This is a genomic window from Terrabacter sp. 2RAF25, assembly GCF_052115265.1.
Taxonomy (GTDB): domain Bacteria; phylum Actinomycetota; class Actinomycetes; order Actinomycetales; family Dermatophilaceae; genus Terrabacter.
Window position 1 is genome coordinate 205,424 of sequence record NZ_JBFRGJ010000008.1, and the last position, 20,020, is coordinate 225,443.

At 70.8% G+C, this 20,020-nt stretch carries 18 protein-coding genes; 10 read left to right on the forward strand and 8 right to left on the reverse strand.

Annotated features, from left to right (window positions below; translation table 11 throughout):
- Positions 1-63: 63 nt before the first annotated feature.
- From AB4091_RS18750 to AB4091_RS18770, 5 genes are all read right to left on the reverse strand, one after another.
- Positions 64-561 carry a cupin domain-containing protein gene (locus tag AB4091_RS18750; RefSeq protein WP_442294098.1) on the reverse strand — a complete coding sequence of 166 codons (498 nt, stop codon included), beginning with the start codon at positions 559-561 and terminating at the stop codon, positions 64-66.
- Positions 562-623: 62 nt separating this feature from the next.
- Entirely contained in the window at positions 624-1,412 is a 789-nt protein-coding gene (locus AB4091_RS18755; RefSeq protein WP_442293797.1) for a DUF1295 domain-containing protein, read from the reverse strand.
- A gap of 4 nt (positions 1,413-1,416) precedes the next feature.
- The gene (locus AB4091_RS18760) at positions 1,417-2,751 is read right to left on the reverse strand and encodes a class I SAM-dependent methyltransferase (protein WP_442293799.1); all 1,335 of its coding nucleotides are present in this window, start codon (positions 2,749-2,751) and stop codon (positions 1,417-1,419) included.
- Positions 2,752-2,867: 116 nt separating this feature from the next.
- Complete coding sequence (locus tag AB4091_RS18765; RefSeq protein ID WP_442293801.1) at positions 2,868-4,391, reverse strand: gamma-glutamyltransferase; 1,524 nt, start codon at positions 4,389-4,391, stop codon at positions 2,868-2,870.
- A gap of 54 nt (positions 4,392-4,445) precedes the next feature.
- On the reverse strand, positions 4,446-5,393 hold the full coding sequence (locus AB4091_RS18770; protein WP_442293803.1) for a LysR family transcriptional regulator: 948 nt from the start codon (positions 5,391-5,393) through the stop codon (positions 4,446-4,448).
- 83 nt (positions 5,394-5,476) lie between these two features.
- On the opposite strand from AB4091_RS18770, the gene AB4091_RS18775 reads away from it, so the two are divergent.
- Positions 5,477-6,451 carry a Sir2 family NAD-dependent protein deacetylase gene (locus AB4091_RS18775; RefSeq protein WP_442293805.1) on the forward strand — a complete coding sequence of 325 codons (975 nt, stop codon included), beginning with the start codon at positions 5,477-5,479 and terminating at the stop codon, positions 6,449-6,451.
- Positions 6,435-7,511: a phosphotransferase gene (locus tag AB4091_RS18780; protein ID WP_442293807.1), complete on the forward strand. Its 1,077-nt coding sequence runs from the start codon at positions 6,435-6,437 to the stop codon at positions 7,509-7,511. The genes AB4091_RS18775 and AB4091_RS18780 overlap by 17 nt, the downstream gene beginning before the upstream one ends.
- 11 nt (positions 7,512-7,522) lie before the next feature.
- On the opposite strand, the gene AB4091_RS18785 is transcribed toward AB4091_RS18780, so the two are convergent.
- The gene (locus tag AB4091_RS18785) at positions 7,523-8,452 is read right to left on the reverse strand and encodes a hypothetical protein (protein WP_442293809.1); all 930 of its coding nucleotides are present in this window, start codon (positions 8,450-8,452) and stop codon (positions 7,523-7,525) included.
- A gap of 76 nt (positions 8,453-8,528) precedes the next feature.
- Positions 8,529-9,227 carry a transcriptional repressor LexA gene (gene lexA / locus AB4091_RS18790; RefSeq protein ID WP_442293811.1) on the reverse strand — a complete coding sequence of 233 codons (699 nt, stop codon included), beginning with the start codon at positions 9,225-9,227 and terminating at the stop codon, positions 8,529-8,531.
- 262 nt (positions 9,228-9,489) lie between these two features.
- Between lexA and AB4091_RS18795 the strand changes: the two genes are divergently transcribed.
- The 4 genes from AB4091_RS18795 to AB4091_RS18810 all read left to right on the forward strand — a co-directional run bounded on the left by AB4091_RS18795 (position 9,490) and on the right by AB4091_RS18810 (position 13,164).
- Positions 9,490-9,891, forward strand: a complete 402-nt coding sequence (locus AB4091_RS18795) for a LysM peptidoglycan-binding domain-containing protein (protein ID WP_442293813.1) — start codon at positions 9,490-9,492, stop codon at positions 9,889-9,891.
- Positions 9,892-10,190: 299 nt separating this feature from the next.
- Entirely contained in the window at positions 10,191-10,517 is a 327-nt protein-coding gene (locus tag AB4091_RS18800; RefSeq protein WP_442293815.1) for a hypothetical protein, read from the forward strand.
- Positions 10,514-12,301, forward strand: coding sequence for an alpha/beta hydrolase (locus tag AB4091_RS18805; protein WP_442293817.1), 1,788 nt, complete (start codon positions 10,514-10,516; stop codon positions 12,299-12,301). Before AB4091_RS18800 ends, AB4091_RS18805 begins: the two co-directional genes overlap by 4 nt.
- Before the next feature lie 191 nt (positions 12,302-12,492).
- Positions 12,493-13,164, forward strand: coding sequence for a hypothetical protein (locus AB4091_RS18810; protein WP_442293819.1), 672 nt, complete (start codon positions 12,493-12,495; stop codon positions 13,162-13,164).
- Here the strand turns inward: AB4091_RS18810 and AB4091_RS18815 are convergent.
- Positions 13,082-14,338, reverse strand: a complete 1,257-nt coding sequence (locus AB4091_RS18815) for a sensor histidine kinase (RefSeq protein WP_442293821.1) — start codon at positions 14,336-14,338, stop codon at positions 13,082-13,084. The two genes, AB4091_RS18810 and AB4091_RS18815, sit on opposite strands and share 83 nt — an antisense overlap.
- Before the next feature lie 184 nt (positions 14,339-14,522).
- On the opposite strand from AB4091_RS18815, the gene AB4091_RS18820 reads away from it, so the two are divergent.
- The 4 genes from AB4091_RS18820 to AB4091_RS18835 all read left to right on the forward strand — a co-directional run bounded on the left by AB4091_RS18820 (position 14,523) and on the right by AB4091_RS18835 (position 19,688).
- Complete coding sequence (locus AB4091_RS18820) at positions 14,523-14,948, forward strand: Crp/Fnr family transcriptional regulator (protein WP_442293823.1); 426 nt, start codon at positions 14,523-14,525, stop codon at positions 14,946-14,948.
- 462 nt (positions 14,949-15,410) lie between these two features.
- The gene (nrdR, locus tag AB4091_RS18825) at positions 15,411-15,908 is read left to right on the forward strand and encodes a transcriptional regulator NrdR (RefSeq protein ID WP_442293825.1); all 498 of its coding nucleotides are present in this window, start codon (positions 15,411-15,413) and stop codon (positions 15,906-15,908) included.
- Positions 15,909-15,998: 90 nt separating this feature from the next.
- Positions 15,999-18,920, forward strand: coding sequence for a vitamin B12-dependent ribonucleotide reductase (locus AB4091_RS18830; protein WP_442293827.1), 2,922 nt, complete (start codon positions 15,999-16,001; stop codon positions 18,918-18,920).
- Between the two features lie 258 nt (positions 18,921-19,178).
- Positions 19,179-19,688 carry an alpha-ketoglutarate-dependent dioxygenase AlkB gene (locus AB4091_RS18835; RefSeq protein ID WP_442293829.1) on the forward strand — a complete coding sequence of 170 codons (510 nt, stop codon included), beginning with the start codon at positions 19,179-19,181 and terminating at the stop codon, positions 19,686-19,688.
- The last annotated feature ends 332 nt before the right edge of the window (positions 19,689-20,020 follow it).

Here is a 20,020-nt window from a genome sequence, read left to right on the forward strand (position 1 = left end):
AGACGTCGCGATCGTCACCGACGGCAACCGAGGTCTCAGCAGAGTCTGGATGACACCCGTGCCTCAGGCCGGGTTCGTGGGCGCCTCGGGGGCGACGGGCTCGTCCTCCGGGCCGGCTGTGGCCCGTTGCACGTCGGCGTCCTCGACCAGCTCGAAGTCCTCGAAGTCGAAGCCAGGGGAGACGAGGCAGCTCACGAGCGCATCGGCGTCGCCCGGCACGGTGCGCTGCCACACGCCCGCGGCCACGACGGCCTGGGCCACCTCGCCGCCCGTGAGGTCGAGACCGACGACGACCGACTGCGCGGCCGCCTCGGGCGCAGCGCCGCCGCCACCGAGCTCGAGCACGACCGACCCGGTGTGCGCGATCCAGACCTCGTCGGAAGCGACCCGGTGCCACGCCGACGACTCACCCGCCGGCAGCAGGAAGTGGATCAGGGTCGCCGTGGCCCGTGTGCGACCGTCGGGAAGCGTCACCGTGTCGGGGGCGGCCCACGTCTGGCGGTACCAGCCGCCCTCGGGGTGCGGTTGCAGGTCGAGGACGTCGGCGAGTGGCGGGCGCATGCCTCCATCATCCCCGACCCCCGCGGCGCACGCGCGGCACCCGCCGAACGAACCGCACCGGGTCAGCGAACCCGCTTCGGAGGCAGGGGGAAGAAGCCGCTCGTGCGGCGGACGTACTCGGCGTACTCCGGTCGGCGGTTGCCGATGTCCTTCTCCAGCAGCTTCTTTCCCGTTCCGCCGTAGAGGTTCCAGACCATGACGGCAGGCGACAGGATCGTCAGGACGCCGGGCCATGCGCTCGCGGCGACGAGGAAGAGTCCCGTCCAGACGCTCGCGTCGCCGAAGTAGTTGGGGTGGCGGGTGTAGTGCCACAGGCCGGTGTCGAGCACCTTGCCCTTGTTGGACGGGTCGTCCCGGAACCGGGTGAGCTGGAGGTCGCCCACCGACTCGAAGACAAACCCGACCGCCCACACGGCGACGCCGGCCCAGAGGACCCAGCCGAGGCCACCACGGACGACCATCGCGACCTGCACGGGCAGCGAGACGAACCACATGATGACGCCCTGCGGCAGGTAGATGTGCATCAGCGCGTACGCGTCGGGGTTGCCGTCTGCGCGAGCCAGCATCGCTTCGTACCGGGGGTCCTCGCCCTTCCCGCGCGAGCGGCGGTAGATGTGCGTGGCGAGCCGGACCCCCCACGCGGCGGTCAGCAGCAGTGCCAGCCACCGACGCAGCGAGTCACCCTGACCGTCGGTCACGACGAACGCGGTCACGGCGATGGCGACGAAGCCCAGCCCCCACGTCACGTCGATGACGGCCTGCTTGCCGACCCGCAGGGCGACGAGGAACGTGATGCCCAGCACCACGACGACGGCGAGAGCCGTGCTGACCATCACTCCGAGGACGCCCACGCCGTCACCAGGTCCGGACCGGCGGCATGCTGCTGAGACCGTCGCTCGTGGGCTTGACCGCGAGGATCTGGTCGACTCCCATCCGACCCTCCTCGAAAGCGAGGGCTCCGCCGACGAGGTAGAGCCGCCAGACCCGCGCGACCTCCTCGCCGACCATCTCGACGACACGGTCCCAGTTCGCCTCGAACGTGTCGTACCACGCGTTCACGGTCCACACGTAGTGCTCGCGCAGCGCGTGCACGTCGCGCACCTCGAGGCCGGCCTGCTCGACGAGGCCGACCGTCTCGCCGACGGGTCGCATGTGCATGTCGGGGGCGATGAACGCCTCGATGAAGGGCCCTCCACCCGGCCTCGACGTGCGCGACATCTGCTGGATCAGCGCACGGCCGCCGGGACGCAGCAGGCGCTCGATCTGGCGGGTGAACGTGGGGTAGTTCCTCTGGCCGACGTGCTCGCCCATCTCGATCGAGCTGACCGTGTCGAACGGGCCGTCGGGCACCTCGCGGTAGTCCTGCAGCCGGATCTCGACCTGACCCTGGAGCCCGCGCTCGCGGATGCGTTCGTCGATGAACGCCTTCTGCTCGCTCGAGATCGTCACGCCGACGACGTGCGCGCCGAACTGCTCGGCGGCGTGCAGCGAGAGCGAGCCCCAGCCGCAGCCGATGTCGAGGTGCCTCCCGCCGGGCTCGATGCCCAGCTTGCGGCAGACGAGGTCGAGCTTGTCGCGCTGGGCGTCCTCGACCGTGTAGCCGGGGCCGGTGCTCGTCCAGTAGCCGCAGGAGTACGCCATGTGCGGGTCGAGGATGAGCGCGTAGAAGTCGTTGGAGAGGTTGTAGTGGTGCTCGATGGCGCTCCGGTCGCGCGACTTCGTGTGCAGCCGACCGCGGAGGCGCGCCTGCGACACGGGCGGCTCGGGCGGGAGCCCCACCACCCCGAGGTCGAGCGCCAGCTTGATGCCGGTCCTCGCCACGGAGGCCAGGATCGCGGCGGACGGTCGGCCGCCGGAGAGCGAGCGCGCCCTCGACCACACCCGTCGGAACCCGTCGAGCAGGTCACCCTCGACGTCGAGCTCACCGGTGACGTACGCCTGGGCCAGTCCGAGCTCGCCGGGATGGCGCACGAGACGCCGCAGCGCCGCCGGGTCGCGCAGCACGACGGTGGGGGCGTCAGTCGGCCCCTCGACGCTGCCGTCCCAGGCCTTGAGGCGCACCGGAAGCCGGCCCCCGAAGAGCGGGGAGACGACGGCGGCCACCCGCGCGGCGACCGCGTCGGGTCGTGCGGGTCTCGGCGCCGCCGTCAGGGAGGCGTCGGCGTCGGGGCGGTCGTCGGTCATGGTCATCGCAGGTGGCCTCTCGTAGGGGTCGACGCGAGATGTTCGGCGCCGGCGGCGACCCGGATGGGTGGCGTGCCGGGTGACGTCCGTCGCACGGGGACACGGTGCGTTGGCGTCAGCCATCAAGGAGATACCCCGACGGCGGCCTCCCGCCGCGCGTCGCCGGCCGCGACGAGGCCGTCGGCTCCGAGCAGGGCTGCGCCGACGCCCCCGAAGTACATGTGGGGTCCCGGGTAGCGGTGCGCGGGCAGGCCTCCGGCCGAGGCGGCCGCGGCGATCTCGTCGGACGGCTCGTGCTCGACGCGCGGCGAGCCGTCATCGAGGAACCGCACGTGCAGCCGCGGTGCGTCGATGGCGTGCTGAAGGTCGTCGCCGAGCAGCAGGCTGCGGCCCAGCACCTGCATCAGCGCCGTCGTGATGCGGTCGGCACCGGGGGAGCCGACGGCGAGCGCGGACCCCATCGCGCTCCGGGCGGTCGTGGGAGCCATGTTGGAGGCGAGCCGGGTTCCGGGCGGGACGGCGTGCAGCCCCAGCCGGTTGAGCTCGGGCTCGCCGAGCGCGTTGTTGAGCAGGATGCCGGTGCCGGGGATGACCATGCCCGCGCCGTATCCGCTCGACATCGTTATGGCACAAGCGTTCCCGTGCTCGTCGACAGCGGACACATGGGCCGTGGAGGCCGACGTCGGCAGGCCGGCGAGCCCGTGGCGCTCGACCGATTCCAGCAGGGCGTGACCGTCGGCGTCGAGGTCGCGCGACCGGTCGTGCACCGAGAGCCGATAGGCGAGGACGTGGCGCTGGATGTCGATGACCTCGGGCCACGTCCAGTGCTCGTGGCGGGCGAGCTGCCCGAGCATCGCCGCCAGCATCGGGCCGCCCACTGAGGGTGGCGGGTTGAGGGCGACGCTCCAGGTGCCGACCGCCCGCATCGTCGGGGCGCGCACGACCGCCTCGTATGCCGTCAGGTCGGCTGCCGTGACGAGCCCTCCGTTCGCGGCCATGTCGTCGACGAGCACCCGACCGACGGCGCCCGTGGTGAAGAGCGAAACGCCCTGCACGGCAAGCAGCTCGAGGATGTCGGCGAGGTCGATGTTGAGGCAGGTCTCTCCCGGTTGCACGGCGCCGCCGTCGGCACCGGTGACAAGGGCGTGCGCCTCGGCGTCGGCTCCGAAGAGGGTGTCCCGGACGATGCCGAGGTAGAGCGCTGCGGCGGCCCCGATGCGGTACCCGTCGCGGCAGGCTCGCGCTGACGGCTCGACGAGCCGGCGCCACGGCAGCAGGGCAAACCTGTCTCGTGCGAGCGAGAGGGCTTGCAGGGCACCGGAGTTCGCGACCGAGCCGTGCCCGGCACCGATGGTGACGCCGCCGCCGTAGTCAGTGCGCACCTCGCGCACGCCGTGACCGAAGGCCGAGGCGTCGAGGCCGCGGCCCGGCATCTCGACGTTGCCGTCGACGACGACGGGATCGGAGCCGGCGGGCCACACGTTGACGTAGGCGCCGCCCATCAGGCTGACGACACCCGGCTCGGTGCTCATCGCGCTGAGTGCCGCCGCGATCGCGGCATCGACGGCGTTGCCGCCGTCGGCCGCGGCCTCGAGGCCGGCCTCGAGCGGAGCTGGACCGGTGGCGGCGAGAGCAACCCGTGTCATGTCCGCATTCTGCCGGTCACGAAGGCGTCCGGCGCGGCGCGGAGGGTGTGAGTGTCAGGCCTTGGCGCCGACGAGCTCGGCCGTGGAGGTCGCCGGATCGGCGCCGGCGGCCTCGCAGAGCGCATCGAGCGCCGCCGCCACGGCCGGTACGCGCTGCAGGTCGGGGGTGGTCACTGCGAGGATCTGGCGCCGTGAAGCGGGCGACAGCGGCAGGGTCGCGACCTCGTCGTGCTTGGCCGCGGTGAGGATGAGGTCGGGGACGAGCGCCACGCCGAGGCCGGCAGTGACGAGGCCGAGCTGCGCCACGTAGTCCTCGGTCTCGAAGGCGACGTTGGGCCGGAAGCCGGCCGTGTCGGCGAGTGAAAGCAGGTGGCCGCGGCACCGGGGACAGCCGGCGATCCACTCGTCATCCGAGAAGTCGGTGAGGACGGCGGCCGCGTCGCGGGCGTGGGGGTGGGAGCCCGGCACGACGAGGCGCACCTCGTCGTCCATGAGGCGTCGGGTGACGAGCAGCGAGAGGTCCTCCTCCAGCTCGCCGAGGTCACCGCCCTCGTAGGCGAACGCGACGGCGACGTCGCAGTCGCCGTTGCGAAGGGCGGCCAGCGACTCGGGCGGCTCTGCCTCGGTGAAGGTCACCGTGATGTCGGGGTGCCTCGCCTTGAGGATCGCCAGGGTGCGGGGCACGAGGGTCGCCGACGAGCTAGGAAAGGCCTGCATGCGCACGCGACCGGCGCGCAGCCCCGCGATCGCGCTGATCTCCTCCTCGGCGGCGTCGAGGGCGGCGAGGACGCCGACCGCGTGGCGGGCCAGCACCTGCCCGGCCTCGGTGAGCCGGACCTGCCGACCGTAGCGCTCGACGAGCACCGTGCCGGTGCGCTGCTCGAGGCGCCGCACCATCTGGGAGATGGCCGGCTGGGTGAAGCCGAGCGCGTTGGCGGCGCTGGTGAAGCTTCCCTCGTCGGCAATGGCCTTCATGACCCGCAGGCCGGCAGCGTCGATCATGCACCGATCATAACCGAAGATTATGGAATCCTGCGCGTTCCTCGCGCTCGAGCGAGGTCGCGTCGCCCACGTAGGCTGGCCGGGTGCACCAGCCGACCGGCATACCTCCTCGGGCGACGGACGCGACAGGCGCCACGGGCGCTCCGGGCGCAACAACCCGGCTGTCGACGTCGCGCACGCTGCCGCTGCAGACGCACGACCTCGGCACCTTCGACGACCTCGTCGACCTCGTCAGCGCCGGCGGCGTGGTCGTCCTGAGCGGCGCGGGCCTGTCCACCGAGTCGGGCATCCCGGACTACCGGGGGCCCGACGGGACGCGCCGGGTCGAGCCGATGACGTACGGCGAGTTCGCGGGCAGCAGCGGTGCTCGTCGTCGCTACTGGGCCCGCAGCTACATCGGCTGGCAGCGGTTCAACGCCGCGTCCCCCAACGAGGGCCACCGGGTCGTCACCGACCTCCAACGAGCCGGCTACGTCGGCCCGGTCATCACGCAGAACGTCGACGGCCTGCACCAGGCAGCGGGCGCGACCGACGTCGTCGAGCTGCACGGGTCGCTGGAGCGCGCCGTGTGTCTGACCTGCGGCGAGTACACCTCACGAATCGGCCTGCACGAGAGGATGACCGAGGCCAACCCTGGCTTCATGGCGCGCTTCGCCGAGGCCGCGACCTCGGTCGGGTCCCAGTGGGGCGAGCAGGTGCGGCCCGACGGTGACATCGTGCTGGCGGACGCCCTCGTCGAGTCCTTCCACGCGCCGCGCTGCCTCGTCTGCGGCAACGACACCGTCAAACCCGACGTCGTCTTCTTCGGCGAGTCCGTGCCCAAGGCGCTCGTCGAGCGCTGCTTCGGCCTGGTCGAAGCGGCCGGCGCCGTGCTCGTGCTCGGCTCGTCGCTGTCGGTCATGAGTGGCTACCGCTTCGTGCGCCGCGCCCACCAGCGCGCCGTGCCCGTCGCCATCGTCACCCGGTCGGCGACCCGCGCTGACGCCGAGGCGACGATCCGCCTCCACGCGCCGCTGGGGCAGACCCTGACCGAGCTGCGCGATGCCCTCGGCCACTGACTCGGAGGGCGGTGCGGACCGCCCCGACGACCCGCCGAGGAGGTATGCCGCCCTGCCGGAGGAGGGGCCCGGCCCCTCCGTGCGCTGGGCGTCCGAGGGGTTCGCCGCCGAGCTCCGTACGTGGCTGGAGGAAGCCCTCGGTGGGCTCGGCAGCGAGCTCGTCCGTCTCGAGCCCGTCCACCAGCGACCATGGTCGACGGTGTGGCGTGCGCTGGCGTCCGACGGCACGACCTACTGGGCGAAGCAGAACTGCGCGCACCAGTCCTTCGAGGCCGCGCTGCTCGTCGTCCTCGACCGGCTCGCCCCCGACCGGGTGGTGCCGGTCGTCGCCGCCGACCTCGAGCGAGGCCTGCACCTCGCGCCCGACCAGGGCCCGGTCTTCGCCGACACCGTGGCCGATGACGACGTCGACGCGTGGTGCCGCGTCGCCGCGGAGGCTATGCACCTGCAGCGCGAGCTCGTCGGGCACGAGCGTGAGCTCGAGGCGGCCGGCGCAGCACTGCTCCACCCGACGCACGCGGCGGCATACGTGAGCGGGAGGACGGCCTCACTGGTCGCGCTGCCCGAGGGGGACCCGCGGCGGATGGGGCCGGAGGTGGCAGCGAGGCTCGACCGACTCCTCCCCACGGTCGCACGCTGGGGCGAGGAGCTCGACGCCCTCGGGACGGGCGTGAACCTCGTGCACAACGACCTGCACCCCAACAACGTCTTCGCCAGGCCGGGGGGCATGCGCTTCTTCGACTTCGGCGACGCAGTGCTGACGCACCCCCTCACCGCACTGTTCATCCCGCTCAACGTGCTTGTGCACCGCTTCGAGGCAGCCCCCGACGACCCACGGCTGCGACGGGTGGCCGACGCAGGGCTCGAGGTGTGGAGCGACGTCGTTCCCGCGACCCGGCTCCGCCGGGCGCTGCCCGCGGCACTGCAGTTGGGACGGCTCGCTCGCGCCGAGTCCTGGCTGCGGGTCGTGGCCACCATGACGGCGGAAGAGCGGACGGAGTACGGCGACGCGGGCACGTGGTGGCTCGGGTCGCTCGGCGAACCGACGCCCCTGTCGTGAGCCGCAGAGGGCTACTCGACGCGGGACCCGAGGTCGCGCGCCTCGTCGGCTGAGACCTCGCCGAGGTCCCACAGCTCCTTCGTCTGGACGCCCCAGTACGTCGCGAAGAGCACGATGACGATCACCTCGGCGACGAGGACGAGGTGGGCGAAGCCCCTGACCGTCAGCGCCGCGACGACCGTGGCGGCCAAGGCGACGGTGAGTGCGACCGCGATGGCGAGGTAGATGCGGCGATAGCCCCGCCCGTCGTCGTCGTCGCCGACCGCCCGGTGGCGCGCCTCGGTGCGCAGCGCGCTGAGCACCATGACGGCGATGACCCCGGCCACCATGGTTGCCGCGGCGATGCCGTGGCTCAGGGCGATGAAACGGTCGCGAAGGACGAGGAAGAGGGTGAGCTCCACCAGCAGAACGCCCGCGCACCCCAGGGTCACGAGCACCGACCGCGTCGTCGGTCGCGCAGCGGCATCGCGCCGCACGGCGCCCCGCTTGAGCGCTGCGACGATGACGGCCGCGATCACGGCGACGACGACGAGCGACCAGATGTTGTTGCGCACCGCCGCCGCGATCTCGGCCGGTGTCTGCGTGTAGGCGTTCGGCCCGCAGCGGTCGTCGGGCACGGTCGGCACCATGGCGACGACGAACGCCATGAATCCCGAGAAGTTGAGCAGCACGTCCTCCTCGGACGAGTGCCCCTTGTAGGCGATGAGGCTCGCGCCTAGGGCGCAGAGGGAGCCGACGAAGACGGTCCGCGCGGGCGTGTAGTAGTAGGCGCTGATCGAGCCGAGCCAGCAGGTGTGGCCGGTCTCCCACCACCACTCGTAGCCCACCGAAAGCAGCAGCATGAGCAACAGCGCGATCATCGCGCCCCGCAGGTAGCGGTAGGTGTAGACGACGTCGCGGGTGCGCCCGGCTGCCATGGCGGTCTCCTCTGCAGGACTCACTCGTCAGAGTGTGGCGCCCGCCGAGGCGATACGCCTACTGGAAGCGGGCCCCCGCCGCGGCGGGCGACCCCGCTCGTCAGATGCGGCGCAGCACGGCGGTGACCTTGCCGAGGATCGTCGCGTGGTCGCCGTCGATGGGGGAGAAGTCCTCGTTGTGCGGCATCAGCCAGACGTGACCGTCGACGCGCTTGAACGTCTTGACGGTGGCCTCGTTGTCGAGCATTGCCGCGACGACGTCGCCGTTGTCGGCGTGCTGCTGCTGGCGCACGACGACCCAGTCGCCGTCGCAGATGGCGGCGTCGACCATGGAGTCGCCGTTGACCTTGAGCAGGAAGAGGTCGCCCTCGCCCACGAGCTGCTTCGGCAGCGGGAAGACGTCCTCGACGACCTGCTCGGCCGTGATGGGGACGCCCGCCGCGATCTGGCCGAGGACGGGCACGTAGGACGCCTCGGGACGGGCGTCGCCGGAGTCGGTCTCGGTGTCGTAGTGGTCTCCGCTGCGGTAGCCGACCTCCTCGGCCGTCGCGTCGGGGGAGACGATCTCGAGGGCGCGCGGGCGGTTGGGGTCGCGGCGCAGGTAACCCTTGGTCACCAGAGCGTTGAGCTGGTGGGAGACGCTCGAGGGGCTCGCCAGGCCGACGGCGTCACCGATCTCGCGCATGCTCGGCGGATAGCCCCGGCGGTCGACGGAGTTGCGGATCACCTCGAGCACGCGCCGCTGGCGCACGGTCAGTCCGTCGCCGGTCTCGCGATCGGGAAGCTCGGTCACGCCCATGGTGATCCCCTTCGTCGGCTCGTCAGACCGTGTGCTGAACCTGGCTCGAGACCGCGTGAGAAGTGCTCGAGGACCGCTCGAGGGCCAGTGTCAGTGGTGGCTGGTGAGGTGTGTGGTGTGAGGAAAGAGTAACGAGGTTCGAACACAGTTGCCAAACACCTGTTCGATGCGTGTCTCGACTTCCTCGAACATACGTGCTACAAATCGTACAGACGTTCTATCGAACACATGTTCGCCAGTTCAGGAGCAAGGGGAGGTCACCATGAGCGCCATCGTCCTCGAGGCCGTTCGTCAGCCGCAGACCACAGAGCAGCCCGCGGCCCGTCCGCACCTCGTGCTGGTGCCGACCGGGCGTGAGGCCGTCCGTGCCGCCCGGGCCGCCCAGCCGCCCCTGCGCCTGACCCGGTTCGGTCGGCTCGTGGTCGCGCTCCTCGTCGCCGCGCTCGTCTCTTTGCTGGCGGTCGGACTGGCCGGCCAGCTGGCCTCGGCGTCCTCCGGCTCCCACACGGTCACGGTCGGCTCGGGTCAGACGCTGTCGGGCATCGCCGCGCGGGAGCTGCCTCAGCTGTCCGTCGCCGACGGTGTCGTCGAGCTCCAGGTCGCCAACAGCCTCAGCACCACCGAGATACACGTCGGGCAGCAGCTCGTCGTCCCGAGTCGCTGACAACGGGAGCCCCCTGGGCCTGAGGCTTCCTTGCGTATGCCGCCCGGCCGGCTCCCGCTCGTCTCGACCCACCCCATCGGCCGCGTTGGCTCCACCTCCAGCGGCTGGCGGTGACGGCGCTTCGACCCCGCCGTCGCCGCCCGGACGCCGCACCCCTGAAGGGGGTGCGGCGTTCTGCTGTGTGCGTTCTGGGTCTGGGGTGCTGCCGTGTCACGACCACCCTCCCGAGCCTGTGGATGACGCCAGCCGGGCCCCGAGTCGGCGACCTAGCGTGGCTGGCCTCGGGAAGGGAGCAGGTCATGAGATACCAGATCGACACCGCGGCACTGCGGGAGAGCGTGGCCACCATCGAGGACGTGCTGGGGCAGGTGCGGCGCCTCGGGGTGGCCGACGACCTCCGGCCGGTGGCGATCGCCCTGCCGGGTGGTCGCTGCGCCTCGGGGCTGTCGCAGGTGGCGGTTGCGTGGCAGGCGCGGCTGTCGACGGCACAGTGGGAGCTGCGCGAGCTCGGTCGCCGCGTCAGCCTCGCCGCCGACGGCTACGACGCCGTCGAACAGGTGGCCCGGCAAGCGCTCCGCGCCACCCGGCGTGACGCACGTGGCGCCGCCGCCGACGGCACGCGGTGAGCACCACGGCCGTGGGCCCGGGCCTGTCCGTGCGCGACATCCGCGCCTCCCGTCCGCAGCTGCTGCTCGAGGTGAGCCGGCGGCTGGAACAGCGGCGGTGCCGGCTCGTCGTGCTCGCCGAGCTGGTGCTGTGGCGCCGCTCGGCCGCGCCCCGCTGGACCGGTGCCGGTTCGGGCGCCGCGGCCGACCGCTACGGCACCGTCGTCGCCGGGTTGGGTCAGCTCGCGAGCAGCATCGCGGTGGCGGCGAACGCCGTGGCCCACGCCGCCCAACGCCTGCAGAGCGCGCTCGAGCTGGTCGGGCGTGCCGACCACCGCGCGTCCGACGAGGGTGCCTGGGTCGACGCCGACGGGCGACTGTTCCTCCCGGTGCGATCCTCCCTCGGCGACCCGGTCGGGGAGTCGCACCGAGCGCGCCTCGACGACCTGCTCAAGGCCGAGGTCCACGCCTGCCTGCAGCAGGCTCGGCGCGCGGCCACCCGCACCGACGAAGACCTGCACCGCGCGCTCCTGGCCGCGGCGCGAGGAGCCACCTCTCTCGCTGCGGCGGGATCGACGGCTCGACCGGCGGCTGAGTCGACCACCGACTCCGACCTCGAAGGGAGCGACCTGACGGTGCCGCCCCAGGCGTCCGCCGGCGTCTTCGCGTCGGCGGCGTGGTGGCGGTCCCTCACTGACGAGGAGCGACACCAGGCCCTTCGCGAGCGACCTGAGTGGGTGGGTCCTCGCGACGGGGTGCCGGCGGCCGCGCGCCACGAGGCGAACCTGGTCCTTCTCGACCGGGCCGAGCGCACGGCGACCGCTCGGGCACGCGAGGCGCAGCGCCAGGCGTCGCCCTGGAACGCCGCCGAGCGAACGCGAGCACAGGAGCAGCTCGACGGCATACGCGCGGTGCGTGACGTCCTCGCCCGCCGTGACGGGGCGCCGCGAAAGCTGCTTCTCCTCGACGCTCGGGAGCCCGACCTCAAGGCCGTCGTCGCCGTGGGAGACGTCGACCGTGCCGAGCACGTCGTCACCTTCGTGGGCGGCCTGTCCACCATGGTGGGTGCAGACCTGGGGCGTTACGACGACACGTTCGTCAGGATGCGTTCCGAGACGCGGGCGATCGCAGAGGGGGAGGATGTCGCCGTCGTCACGTGGATCGGCTACGACGCACCCCAGGTGCACGAGATCACGTCGTCCATCGACCGGAACGTCCTCAACGGCAAGCTTGCCCGCGAGAACGCAGGAGCCCTCGCGGACTTCGTGACCGGGCTCGAGGCGGCCCGTGACGGGCCCGCGCACCAGACGGTGTGGGCGCACTCCTATGGCGCCACGCTGGCCGGGTTCGCCAGTCTGCGCACGAGCTCGATCGACGACGTCGTGGTCTTCGGGGCTCCCGGACTGCCGTTCACCGACATCGCGCAGACCGCACTGAAGCCAGGTGCGCTCAACGTTCTGGGCGCCGTCGGCGACGACGTGTTCAGCTACGGCTGGATGGTGCACGGCACGCGCCCGTCCGAGGTGGATGGGTCCTTGCGGCTCTCGACGTTCGCACTGAAGGACCCTGGCTCAGGCTGTAACCACTGGATGCGGCCCCGGGCCGCCTTCGTCGACGCGGGCCGCACGTCAACAGGCCACTCGGACTACCTGAGGGCGGGCACCGACAGCGCGCACAACCTGGTGGCGGTCGCGGCCGGCCGGCCCGAGCTGCGCATCGTGCAGGGTGCCGACGAGCGCGCCTGCACCACGACGGGGCCGAGTCTCGGGTCCGACCCGCTGCGTTGGCCGAGGCTCGTGCCGTGAGCGGCCCCCTCACACCGGGCCGAGCCACATCGCGTCAGGTGCAGCGTCGGATGCCCGGACCGGCTCACGGCGACGCGACGCGGGCAGACCCGCTGCGATGGGGCGGCCAGGCGAGGGGCCACTCCCACGGACGCCTGGCCCGAGACCGCAGGGACTCCCTCGTCGCGCGGGCATGCCTGGGTAGTGCGGTCGTGCAGGCGGTTCCACCGGTGCTCGTCGCGTGGGCCGGCTACGGCCCGGCCGCGGCCGCCGACGCTGTGCTCATCGCCGCGTCGTCACCGGTGCTGCTGGGTGTCGCCGGCTTCGGCGTCACCTTGGCTGCGGCCCTCACCCGGTCCGGGCTGCAGCCGCGCAGCGACCCGGTGAGCGGGCCCGTCGACGAGCCCGGCGCGCAGCCTGCCGCGCAGGACCGTGCCGAGCCGCTCGGGGAGCTCGGGGCCCTCGAGGCGGTCGGGCCGCTCGATCCGCTCGATCCGCTCGGGCCGGACCGGCTGGTCGGCCTCTCAGGACCGATCCGTCAGGGTGCTCCGTCGGGCACGGTCGGGGAGCGCCTGCGCTGGGCAGCACTCGCAGCTCTGGTCGATGTCGCAGTGCTCGCCGCGGCCGCGGTGCTCGACGGTGGTGTGGCTGCGGGCGCCACGTCCTTCCTGCAGTCGATGGACGACGGCACCGCCGCATCGACGTTCGCGCTGCTGGTCGTCCAGGGCGGATTCATCGACCTGCGTGCGCCGGTGTCGTTCGGGGTCGCCTGGTTGGTGCTTGGGCGGGCGCAGAGGCCGGTCAGGACTCGCGGACCTCGTCGGAGCTGTCGGCCGCCGGTAGCTCGAACCACACGATGGTGCCGGGTCCGTCGACGGGGCTGATCCCGATCGAGCCGCCGTGTGCCTCGATGATGCGCTTGACGGTCGCCAGCCCGATGCCACTGCCGTCGACCGAGGTCTCGACCCGGTTGAAGAGGTCGAACACCCGCCCGCGGTCGGCCGGGGCGATGCCGATGCCGTTGTCGCGCACGCAGATCCGCCACGACCGGTCGTGCTGGTCTGCGGTGATGGCGATGGCCGGCGGCACGTCGGGACGGGCGTACTTGATCGCGTTGGAGACGATGTTGAGCAGCACCGAGTAGAGCTGCTGGGCGTCCGCCGGGATGCTCGGGAGGTCGCCGACATCGACGGAGGCCCGTCGGGCGGAGAGCGTCGGGGCGAGGTCCTCGAGCACCGAGTCGAGCACGGTGCGAAGGTCGGTCGGCGACTTGTGCAGCTCGGCTCCGACACGGGCATGGGCGAGGATCTGCTCGATCATGCCGGCCATGCGCGTGGCGGATCGGAACGCCGTGGCCACGAGGCGACCCGACCACTGGTCCGCGACGACGGCCTCCCGCTGGCCGAGCATCTCGGTGCTCGCCATGATGGCCGTGAGGGGCGTCCGAAGGTCGTGGCTGACCTGGCCCGCGAAGACCGAGAGCGCCTCGTTGGAGCGGTGCAGCTCGTCGCGGGCCTGGGTCAGAGCGGCCAGCGAGTCCTCCAGCTCGCGCGTGCGCAGGCGCAGCTCGAGCACGTCGACGACGCGCTCGGCGATGGCCACCAGTGCCTCCTCCTGCGCCTCGTCGAGCTCACGGGGCACGCCGTCGAAGACGCAGAGGCGACCGACGATCACGCCCTCGGGGGTCGTGAGGGGGGCCGAGGCGTAGAACCGGACGTCGCCCAGGATCCCGGTGACGAACGGGTTGTCGCGAAAGCGCTCGTCGACGCTTGCGTTGGGCACCACGACCCGGTCGGTGTGCTCGAGCACGGCCGCACACATCGAGTCCTCGCGCGCGCAGATCGACGGTTCGAAGCCGGTGGTGGCGATCTGCTGCTGCTCGGTCGACGTGATGAGGTTGATGGCGGCCGTCGGGACGGCGCACAGCTGCGCGGCGATGTCGACGAGCGCTTGCAGCTCGCGGCCCGGCGCGCGACCGAGCACGTCGTAGCGCCACAGGGCGACGTCGCGCCGCTGCGCCTGGTCCGAGTGCTCGTCCACGACCGTCCGGTTTGTCACGAAACGAAGCCTGCGTCATCGAGGTGGCCCTGGGCAAGGATCTGCTGCGTCATGTCGCGCGCGTGAGAGGCGGAGGCCGTCGACGTCATCGCGTGCGCTTCGGGGTTTCGGCTCACGCGACCGTCACCTGGGTCTACCGTCTGAAGAGCGGATTTCTGGTCGCAACCTGTGGTGAGGAGGGCCCATGAGCCTGAAGGACTCGCTGTGCGCCGTCGAGCTCTTCTGCGAGCTGCCGGACGACCTCGTGGAGGAGATGATCGCCCGCGGCTCGACCGTCGAGGTGGGGCCCGGTGTCCCGTTGGTCCGTCAGGGCGACGCCGGCGGCGGGATGCTCATGCTGATCCACGGATCGGCCGAGGTGGACGTGGACGGCAGGCGCTCCTCCCAGCTGTCGACGGGCGACTACTTCGGCGAGATGTCCCTCATCGACGGCGCCGATCGTTCGGCGACCGTCACGAGTGGACCGGACGGGGCGACGGCCTTCCGGCTGTCGCAGGCAGCACTCAACGACCTGATCGCCAAGCACCCGCACACGGCGATCCTGCTGCTCAAGGGTCTGGTCGGGCGGGTGCGGCAGCTCGAGGCACGCCTCACCGAGGTGGCCGGCTGACCGCTCGTCCGTGGCGCCCCGGGGATCCGGGGCTCCGGCGTGCCGACGTGCCCGCAGATGCTGGTGTGGGCGATGCTGGGCACCCCAAGATGTTGGGGTGCCTCGGCGCAGACGCGGTGCCTGGCCTGGGTGCGACACGCCGGGGCGGATGAGGCTTGTGTGACGTTTGTGCAGGTCAGCGACACGTCGCGACGGACGTTCGCGATTCGCTTGCGATCGAGGTCACAGCGTGCCTACAGTTACCCCTACATCTAGTAGTTACACAGATGTAAGACGTCCACATGTAGTCCCCAGCCGCAAGGGGGTTACGCACAGGTCATCCCCACGTCATCCCCAGTTCTGTCCCCAGCCCCGACCGGTCCCACGAACACCGGTCTGCGTTGGGTCCCGACCCGGACGGCATACGGGAGCGGCCGCACCACGCTGAACGACCGGGTCTCGGGGAAGGAAAGGTAACCAGACGTGCACTGCCCGTTCTGCCGCCACACCGACTCGCGGGTCATCGACTCGCGCACCACCGACGACGGCGCCTGCATCCGGCGACGGCGTCAGTGCCCGCAGTGCAACCGCCGCTTCACGACGCTCGAGACCTCGAGCCTCAACGTGATCAAGCGGTCGGGCGCCTCCGAGCCGTTCAGCCGGGCCAAGGTGCTCTCCGGCGTGCGCAAGTCGTGCCAGGGACGCCCGGTCAGCGAGGACGACCTGGCCCTCCTCGCCCAGAAGGTCGAGGAGACCATCCGGTCGCAGGGAAACGCCGAGATCGAGGCGCACGAGGTCGGCATGGCCGTCCTCGAGCCGTTGCGTGAGCTCGACGAGATCGCCTACCTCAGGTTCGCCAGCGTCTACCAGGCCTGGGAGAGCCTCGAGGACTTCGAGGGAGCCATAGCGCTCCTCCGAGCCGAGCGCGACGCGCTGGGGGAGGAGCCTCATGCTCCCTCTCAGCTCGACGCCCAGCGGTGACCACCCTCGACGAACACCCGGACCCGACCACTGTCGGTGCCACCAGCAAGACTCAAACCACCAGCACATCGGTCAGGGAGGCCGCACGAAATGACGGAGATCGGTAACCGCAGCTCACGCTCCAAGGCAAGCGCCAAGGGCGTCAAGATCGAGCGCATCTACACCACGCCCGGCGTGCACCCGTACGACGAGGTGACGTGGGAGAAGCGCGACGTCGTCCAGCAGAACTGGAAGACCGGCGAGACGATCTTCGAGCAGCGCGGGGTCGAGTTCCCCGACTTCTGGTCGATCAACGCGAGCACCATCGTCACCACGAAGTACTTCCGCGGTGCCGTCGGCACGGCCGCCCGCGAGGTCTCGCTCAAGCAGCTCATCGACCGGGTCGTGCTGACCTACGTCGCGGCCGGCAAGAGCAACGGCTACTTCTCGTCTCCCGCCGACGCCGACATCTTCGAGCACGAGCTGACCTACGCGCTGCTGCACCAGGTCTTCTCGTTCAACTCGCCCGTCTGGTTCAACGTCGGCACGAAGAGCCCGCAGCAGGTCTCCGCCTGCTTCATCCTGGCCGTCGACGACTCGATGGACTCGATCCTCAACTGGTACAAGGAGGAGGGCAAGATCTTCCAGGGTGGCTCCGGCGCCGGCCTGAACCTCTCGCGCATCCGCTCCTCCAAGGAGCTGCTCTCCTCCGGTGGAACGGCCTCCGGCCCGGTGTCGTTCATGCGCGGCGCCGACGCGTCCGCCGGCACGATCAAGTCGGGCGGCGCCACGCGTCGCGCGGCCAAGATGGTCGTCCTCGACGTCGACCACCCCGACATCGAGGAGTTCGTCGAGACCAAGGCGCGCGAGGAGGACAAGATCCGCGCCCTGCGCGACGCCGGCTTCGACATGGACCTCGGCGGCAAGGACATCGTCTCCGTCCAGTACCAGAACGCCAACAACTCGGTCCGCGTCAACGACGAGTTCATGAAGGCCGTCGAGGACGGCACGGAGTTCGGCCTGCGCTCGCGCGGCGACGGCTCGGTCATCGACACCGTCGACGCCCGTGAGCTCTTCGGCAAGATCGCCAAGGCCGCGTGGGAGTGCGCCGACCCCGGCATCCAGTACGACGACACGATCAACGCCTGGCACACCAACCCCGAGACGGGCCGCATCACGGCGTCCAACCCGTGCTCCGAGTACATGTCGCTCGACAACAGCTCGTGCAACCTCGCGTCGCTCAACCTGCTGAAGTTCCTCCGCGACGACGACACCTTCGACGGTGTGACCTTCCAGAAGGTCGCCGAGCTCGTCATCACGGCCATGGACATCTCGATCTGCTTCGCCGACTTCCCGACCGAGCCCATCGGCGAGACCACGCGCAACTACCGCCAGCTCGGCATCGGTTACGCCAACCTGGGCGCGCTGCTCATGGCGACCGGCCACGGCTACGACTCCGAGGGCGGCCGCGCGCTCGCCGCCTCGATCACCTCGCTGCTGACCGGCGCCGCCTACAAGCGGTCCGCCGAGATGGCCTCGGTCGTCGGCGCCTACGCCGGCTACGCCCGGAACGCCGACGCGCACAAGCGGGTCATGCGCAAGCACCAGGCCGCTAACGACAACATCAAGACGCTCGACGCGATGGACTCCGACGTCCACGCGCTCGCGACCAAGGCGTGGGACGACGTCGTCAAGCTCGGTGAGAAGCACGGCTACCGCAACGCCCAGGCCTCGGTGCTCGCCCCCACCGGCACCATCGGCTTCATGATGGACTGCGACACCACCGGCATCGAGCCGGACTTCTCGCTCGTCAAGTTCAAGAAGCTCGTCGGCGGCGGCTCGATGCAGATCGTCAACCTGACGATCCCGCGGGCCCTCAAGAAGCTCGGCTACCAGCAGGAGTCGATCGAGGCCATCGTCGAGTACATCGCGGACAAGGGCCACGTCATTGACGCCCCCGGCCTCAAGCCCGAGCACTACGAGGTCTTCGACACCGCGATGGGAGCGCGCTCGATCTCGGCCATGGGCCACGTGCGCATGATGGCCGCGACGCAGCCGTTCCTCTCCGGTGCCATCTCCAAGACGGTCAACCTTCCGGAGACGGCCACGGTCGAGGAGATCCAGGACGTCTACATGCAGGGCTGGAAGCTCGGCATCAAGGCGCTCGCGATCTACCGCGACAACTGCAAGGTCGGCCAGCCGCTGTCCGACGGTGGCTCCACCGCCAAGGACAACAAGGCCGCCGCCGATGCCGCCGCGGCAGAGGTCAAGGTCGAGAAGGTCATCGAGTACCGCCCGGTCCGTCGCCGCCTGCCCAAGCGCCGCACCTCGCAGACGACGTCGTTCGCCGTCGGTGGGGCCGAGGGCTACCTCACGGCCGGCACCTACGACGAGAAGCAGCTGGGCGAGATCTTCCTCAAGTTCGGCAAGCAGGGCTCGACCCTGGCCGGCGTGATGGACGCGTTCTCGATCGCTGTCTCCATCGGCCTGCAGTACGGCGTTCCGCTCGAGACCTTCGTCGAGAAGTTCACCAACCTGCGCTTCGAGCCGGCCGGCCTGACGGACGACCCCGACGTGCGCATGGCGCAGTCGATCATGGACTACGTCTTCCGCCGTCTGGCGCTCGACTACCTCGACTTCGACACCCGCTCGTTCATGGGCATCCACACCGCCGAGGAGCGGGCTCGCCAGGTCGAGACCGGCTCGTACGAAGCCATCGAGGCGGACGAGTCCGACGAGGAGCTGGCGGACGAGCTGAAGTCGCTGCAGCAGTCGGCACCGGTCGCCAAGAAGGCCGAGCCGAAGGCTGAGGAGCCCAGCCCGAAGAGCCAGCCGGTCGACGTGAAGTTCGGGGCCGGCGCCGCCTCGGCCCGCGCAGCGTCGAGCGACGTCCACAGCTCGGCCGAGCTGCTCGAGAAGTTCGGTGGAATCACCGCCGACGCGCCGATCTGCATGACCTGCGGCACGAAGATGCGTCCGGCCGGCTCGTGCTACGTCTGCGAGGGCTGCGGAAGCACCAGCGGTTGCAGCTGATGTCATCGGTCAAGGAATGTCATGAGGGGCTCGGTCACGTGTGACATTCCTTTGGTCAGCAATGTCATCAGATTCGTCAGATGACATTCCCTGAGCAGTAACGACGCCGGCCTGGTCCCTCCACAGGGGCCAGGCCGGCCTTCGTAGGGGGAGCGGGTGAGCACCCCACAAGGTCGGTCTGCGGTCGGTGTGTCTCGGAAGTGCCGTCTGTGCCACGGCCGGGAGCAACGGGATGCTTTTCGGAACAGGGGGTGGCATGTGAGCCAGAGCAGCGACGTGGAGGCCGCGATCGCGGCGCTCAGCGCCCGCAGCTGGCTCCTGCACTATCCCGGCTGGTGGCCGACCCCGGACAGGACGATGCAGCAGCTGCTGAGAGAGCTGCCCCTGCGGCAGGAGCACATCCGCCCCTACGGCAAGACGGTCCCGCAGCCGCGGCTCACCGCGGTGGCCGGCCGGTCGATGGACCCCGCCAGCCGCTACCGGCGCGCCAACCCGGATGCGCCGTGGACAACCACGGCGAGCACGGTTCGTGACGCCGTTGCCGAGGCGGTGTGTACGGTCGCCGGCGGGTGGCAGCCCAACGGCCTGATAGCGAATCTCTACCGCCGCGGTGCCACGGATTCCATCGGGTGGCACGCGGACGACGAGCCGGCGCTCGGCGTGGACCCGGTCGTGGTGAGCGTGTCCTTCGGGGGCACTCGCCGGATGCGGTTCAAGCGCCCCGGCCCGGGGCCGCACCGTCCACGCAGTCGACCTCTCGGCAGGTGACCTGCTAGTGATGGCTGGCGCCACACAGTCCGAGTTCCAGCACGCCATCAACCGACAAGCCGACGCCGGGCCGCGACTGTCCCTGACCTTCCGCCAGTACGCGCGCGACTCCTTGTCCGGAACAGCCAGCTGACGGCGGTCGGTCCTTCAGGGTCAGCCAGGCGGGCCTTGCCGGTTTTAGAGACGCGCCCGTGTTGTCGGAGCTTGTGACGCTCCCTCCAAGGGGGTCGGCGACCCGTCCCTCGATCGACGTCGCTGCGGTCGGCGATCTCGAGTAGCCGCTCGCGCAGCCACCAATGCCCCGCGTCCAACCTCGAGAGCCTATCGGTGAC

Coding starts and splice junctions, on each gene's coding strand:
- AB4091_RS18765 (WP_442293801.1), bottom strand. CDS start 4,391: ATGACACGGGTTGCTCTCGCCGCCACCGGTCCAGCTCCGCTCGAGGCC.
- AB4091_RS18770 (WP_442293803.1), bottom strand. CDS start 5,393: ATGATCGACGCTGCCGGCCTGCGGGTCATGAAGGCCATTGCCGACGAG.
- AB4091_RS18795 (WP_442293813.1), top strand. CDS start 9,490: ATGAGCGCCATCGTCCTCGAGGCCGTTCGTCAGCCGCAGACCACAGAG.
- AB4091_RS18750 (WP_442294098.1), bottom strand. CDS start 561: ATGCGCCCGCCACTCGCCGACGTCCTCGACCTGCAACCGCACCCCGAG.
- AB4091_RS18800 (WP_442293815.1), top strand. CDS start 10,191: ATGAGATACCAGATCGACACCGCGGCACTGCGGGAGAGCGTGGCCACC.
- lexA (WP_442293811.1), bottom strand. CDS start 9,227: ATGGGCGTGACCGAGCTTCCCGATCGCGAGACCGGCGACGGACTGACC.
- AB4091_RS18760 (WP_442293799.1), bottom strand. CDS start 2,751: ATGACCATGACCGACGACCGCCCCGACGCCGACGCCTCCCTGACGGCG.
- AB4091_RS18820 (WP_442293823.1), top strand. CDS start 14,523: ATGAGCCTGAAGGACTCGCTGTGCGCCGTCGAGCTCTTCTGCGAGCTG.
- AB4091_RS18780 (WP_442293807.1), top strand. CDS start 6,435: ATGCCCTCGGCCACTGACTCGGAGGGCGGTGCGGACCGCCCCGACGAC.
- AB4091_RS18830 (WP_442293827.1), top strand. CDS start 15,999: ATGACGGAGATCGGTAACCGCAGCTCACGCTCCAAGGCAAGCGCCAAG.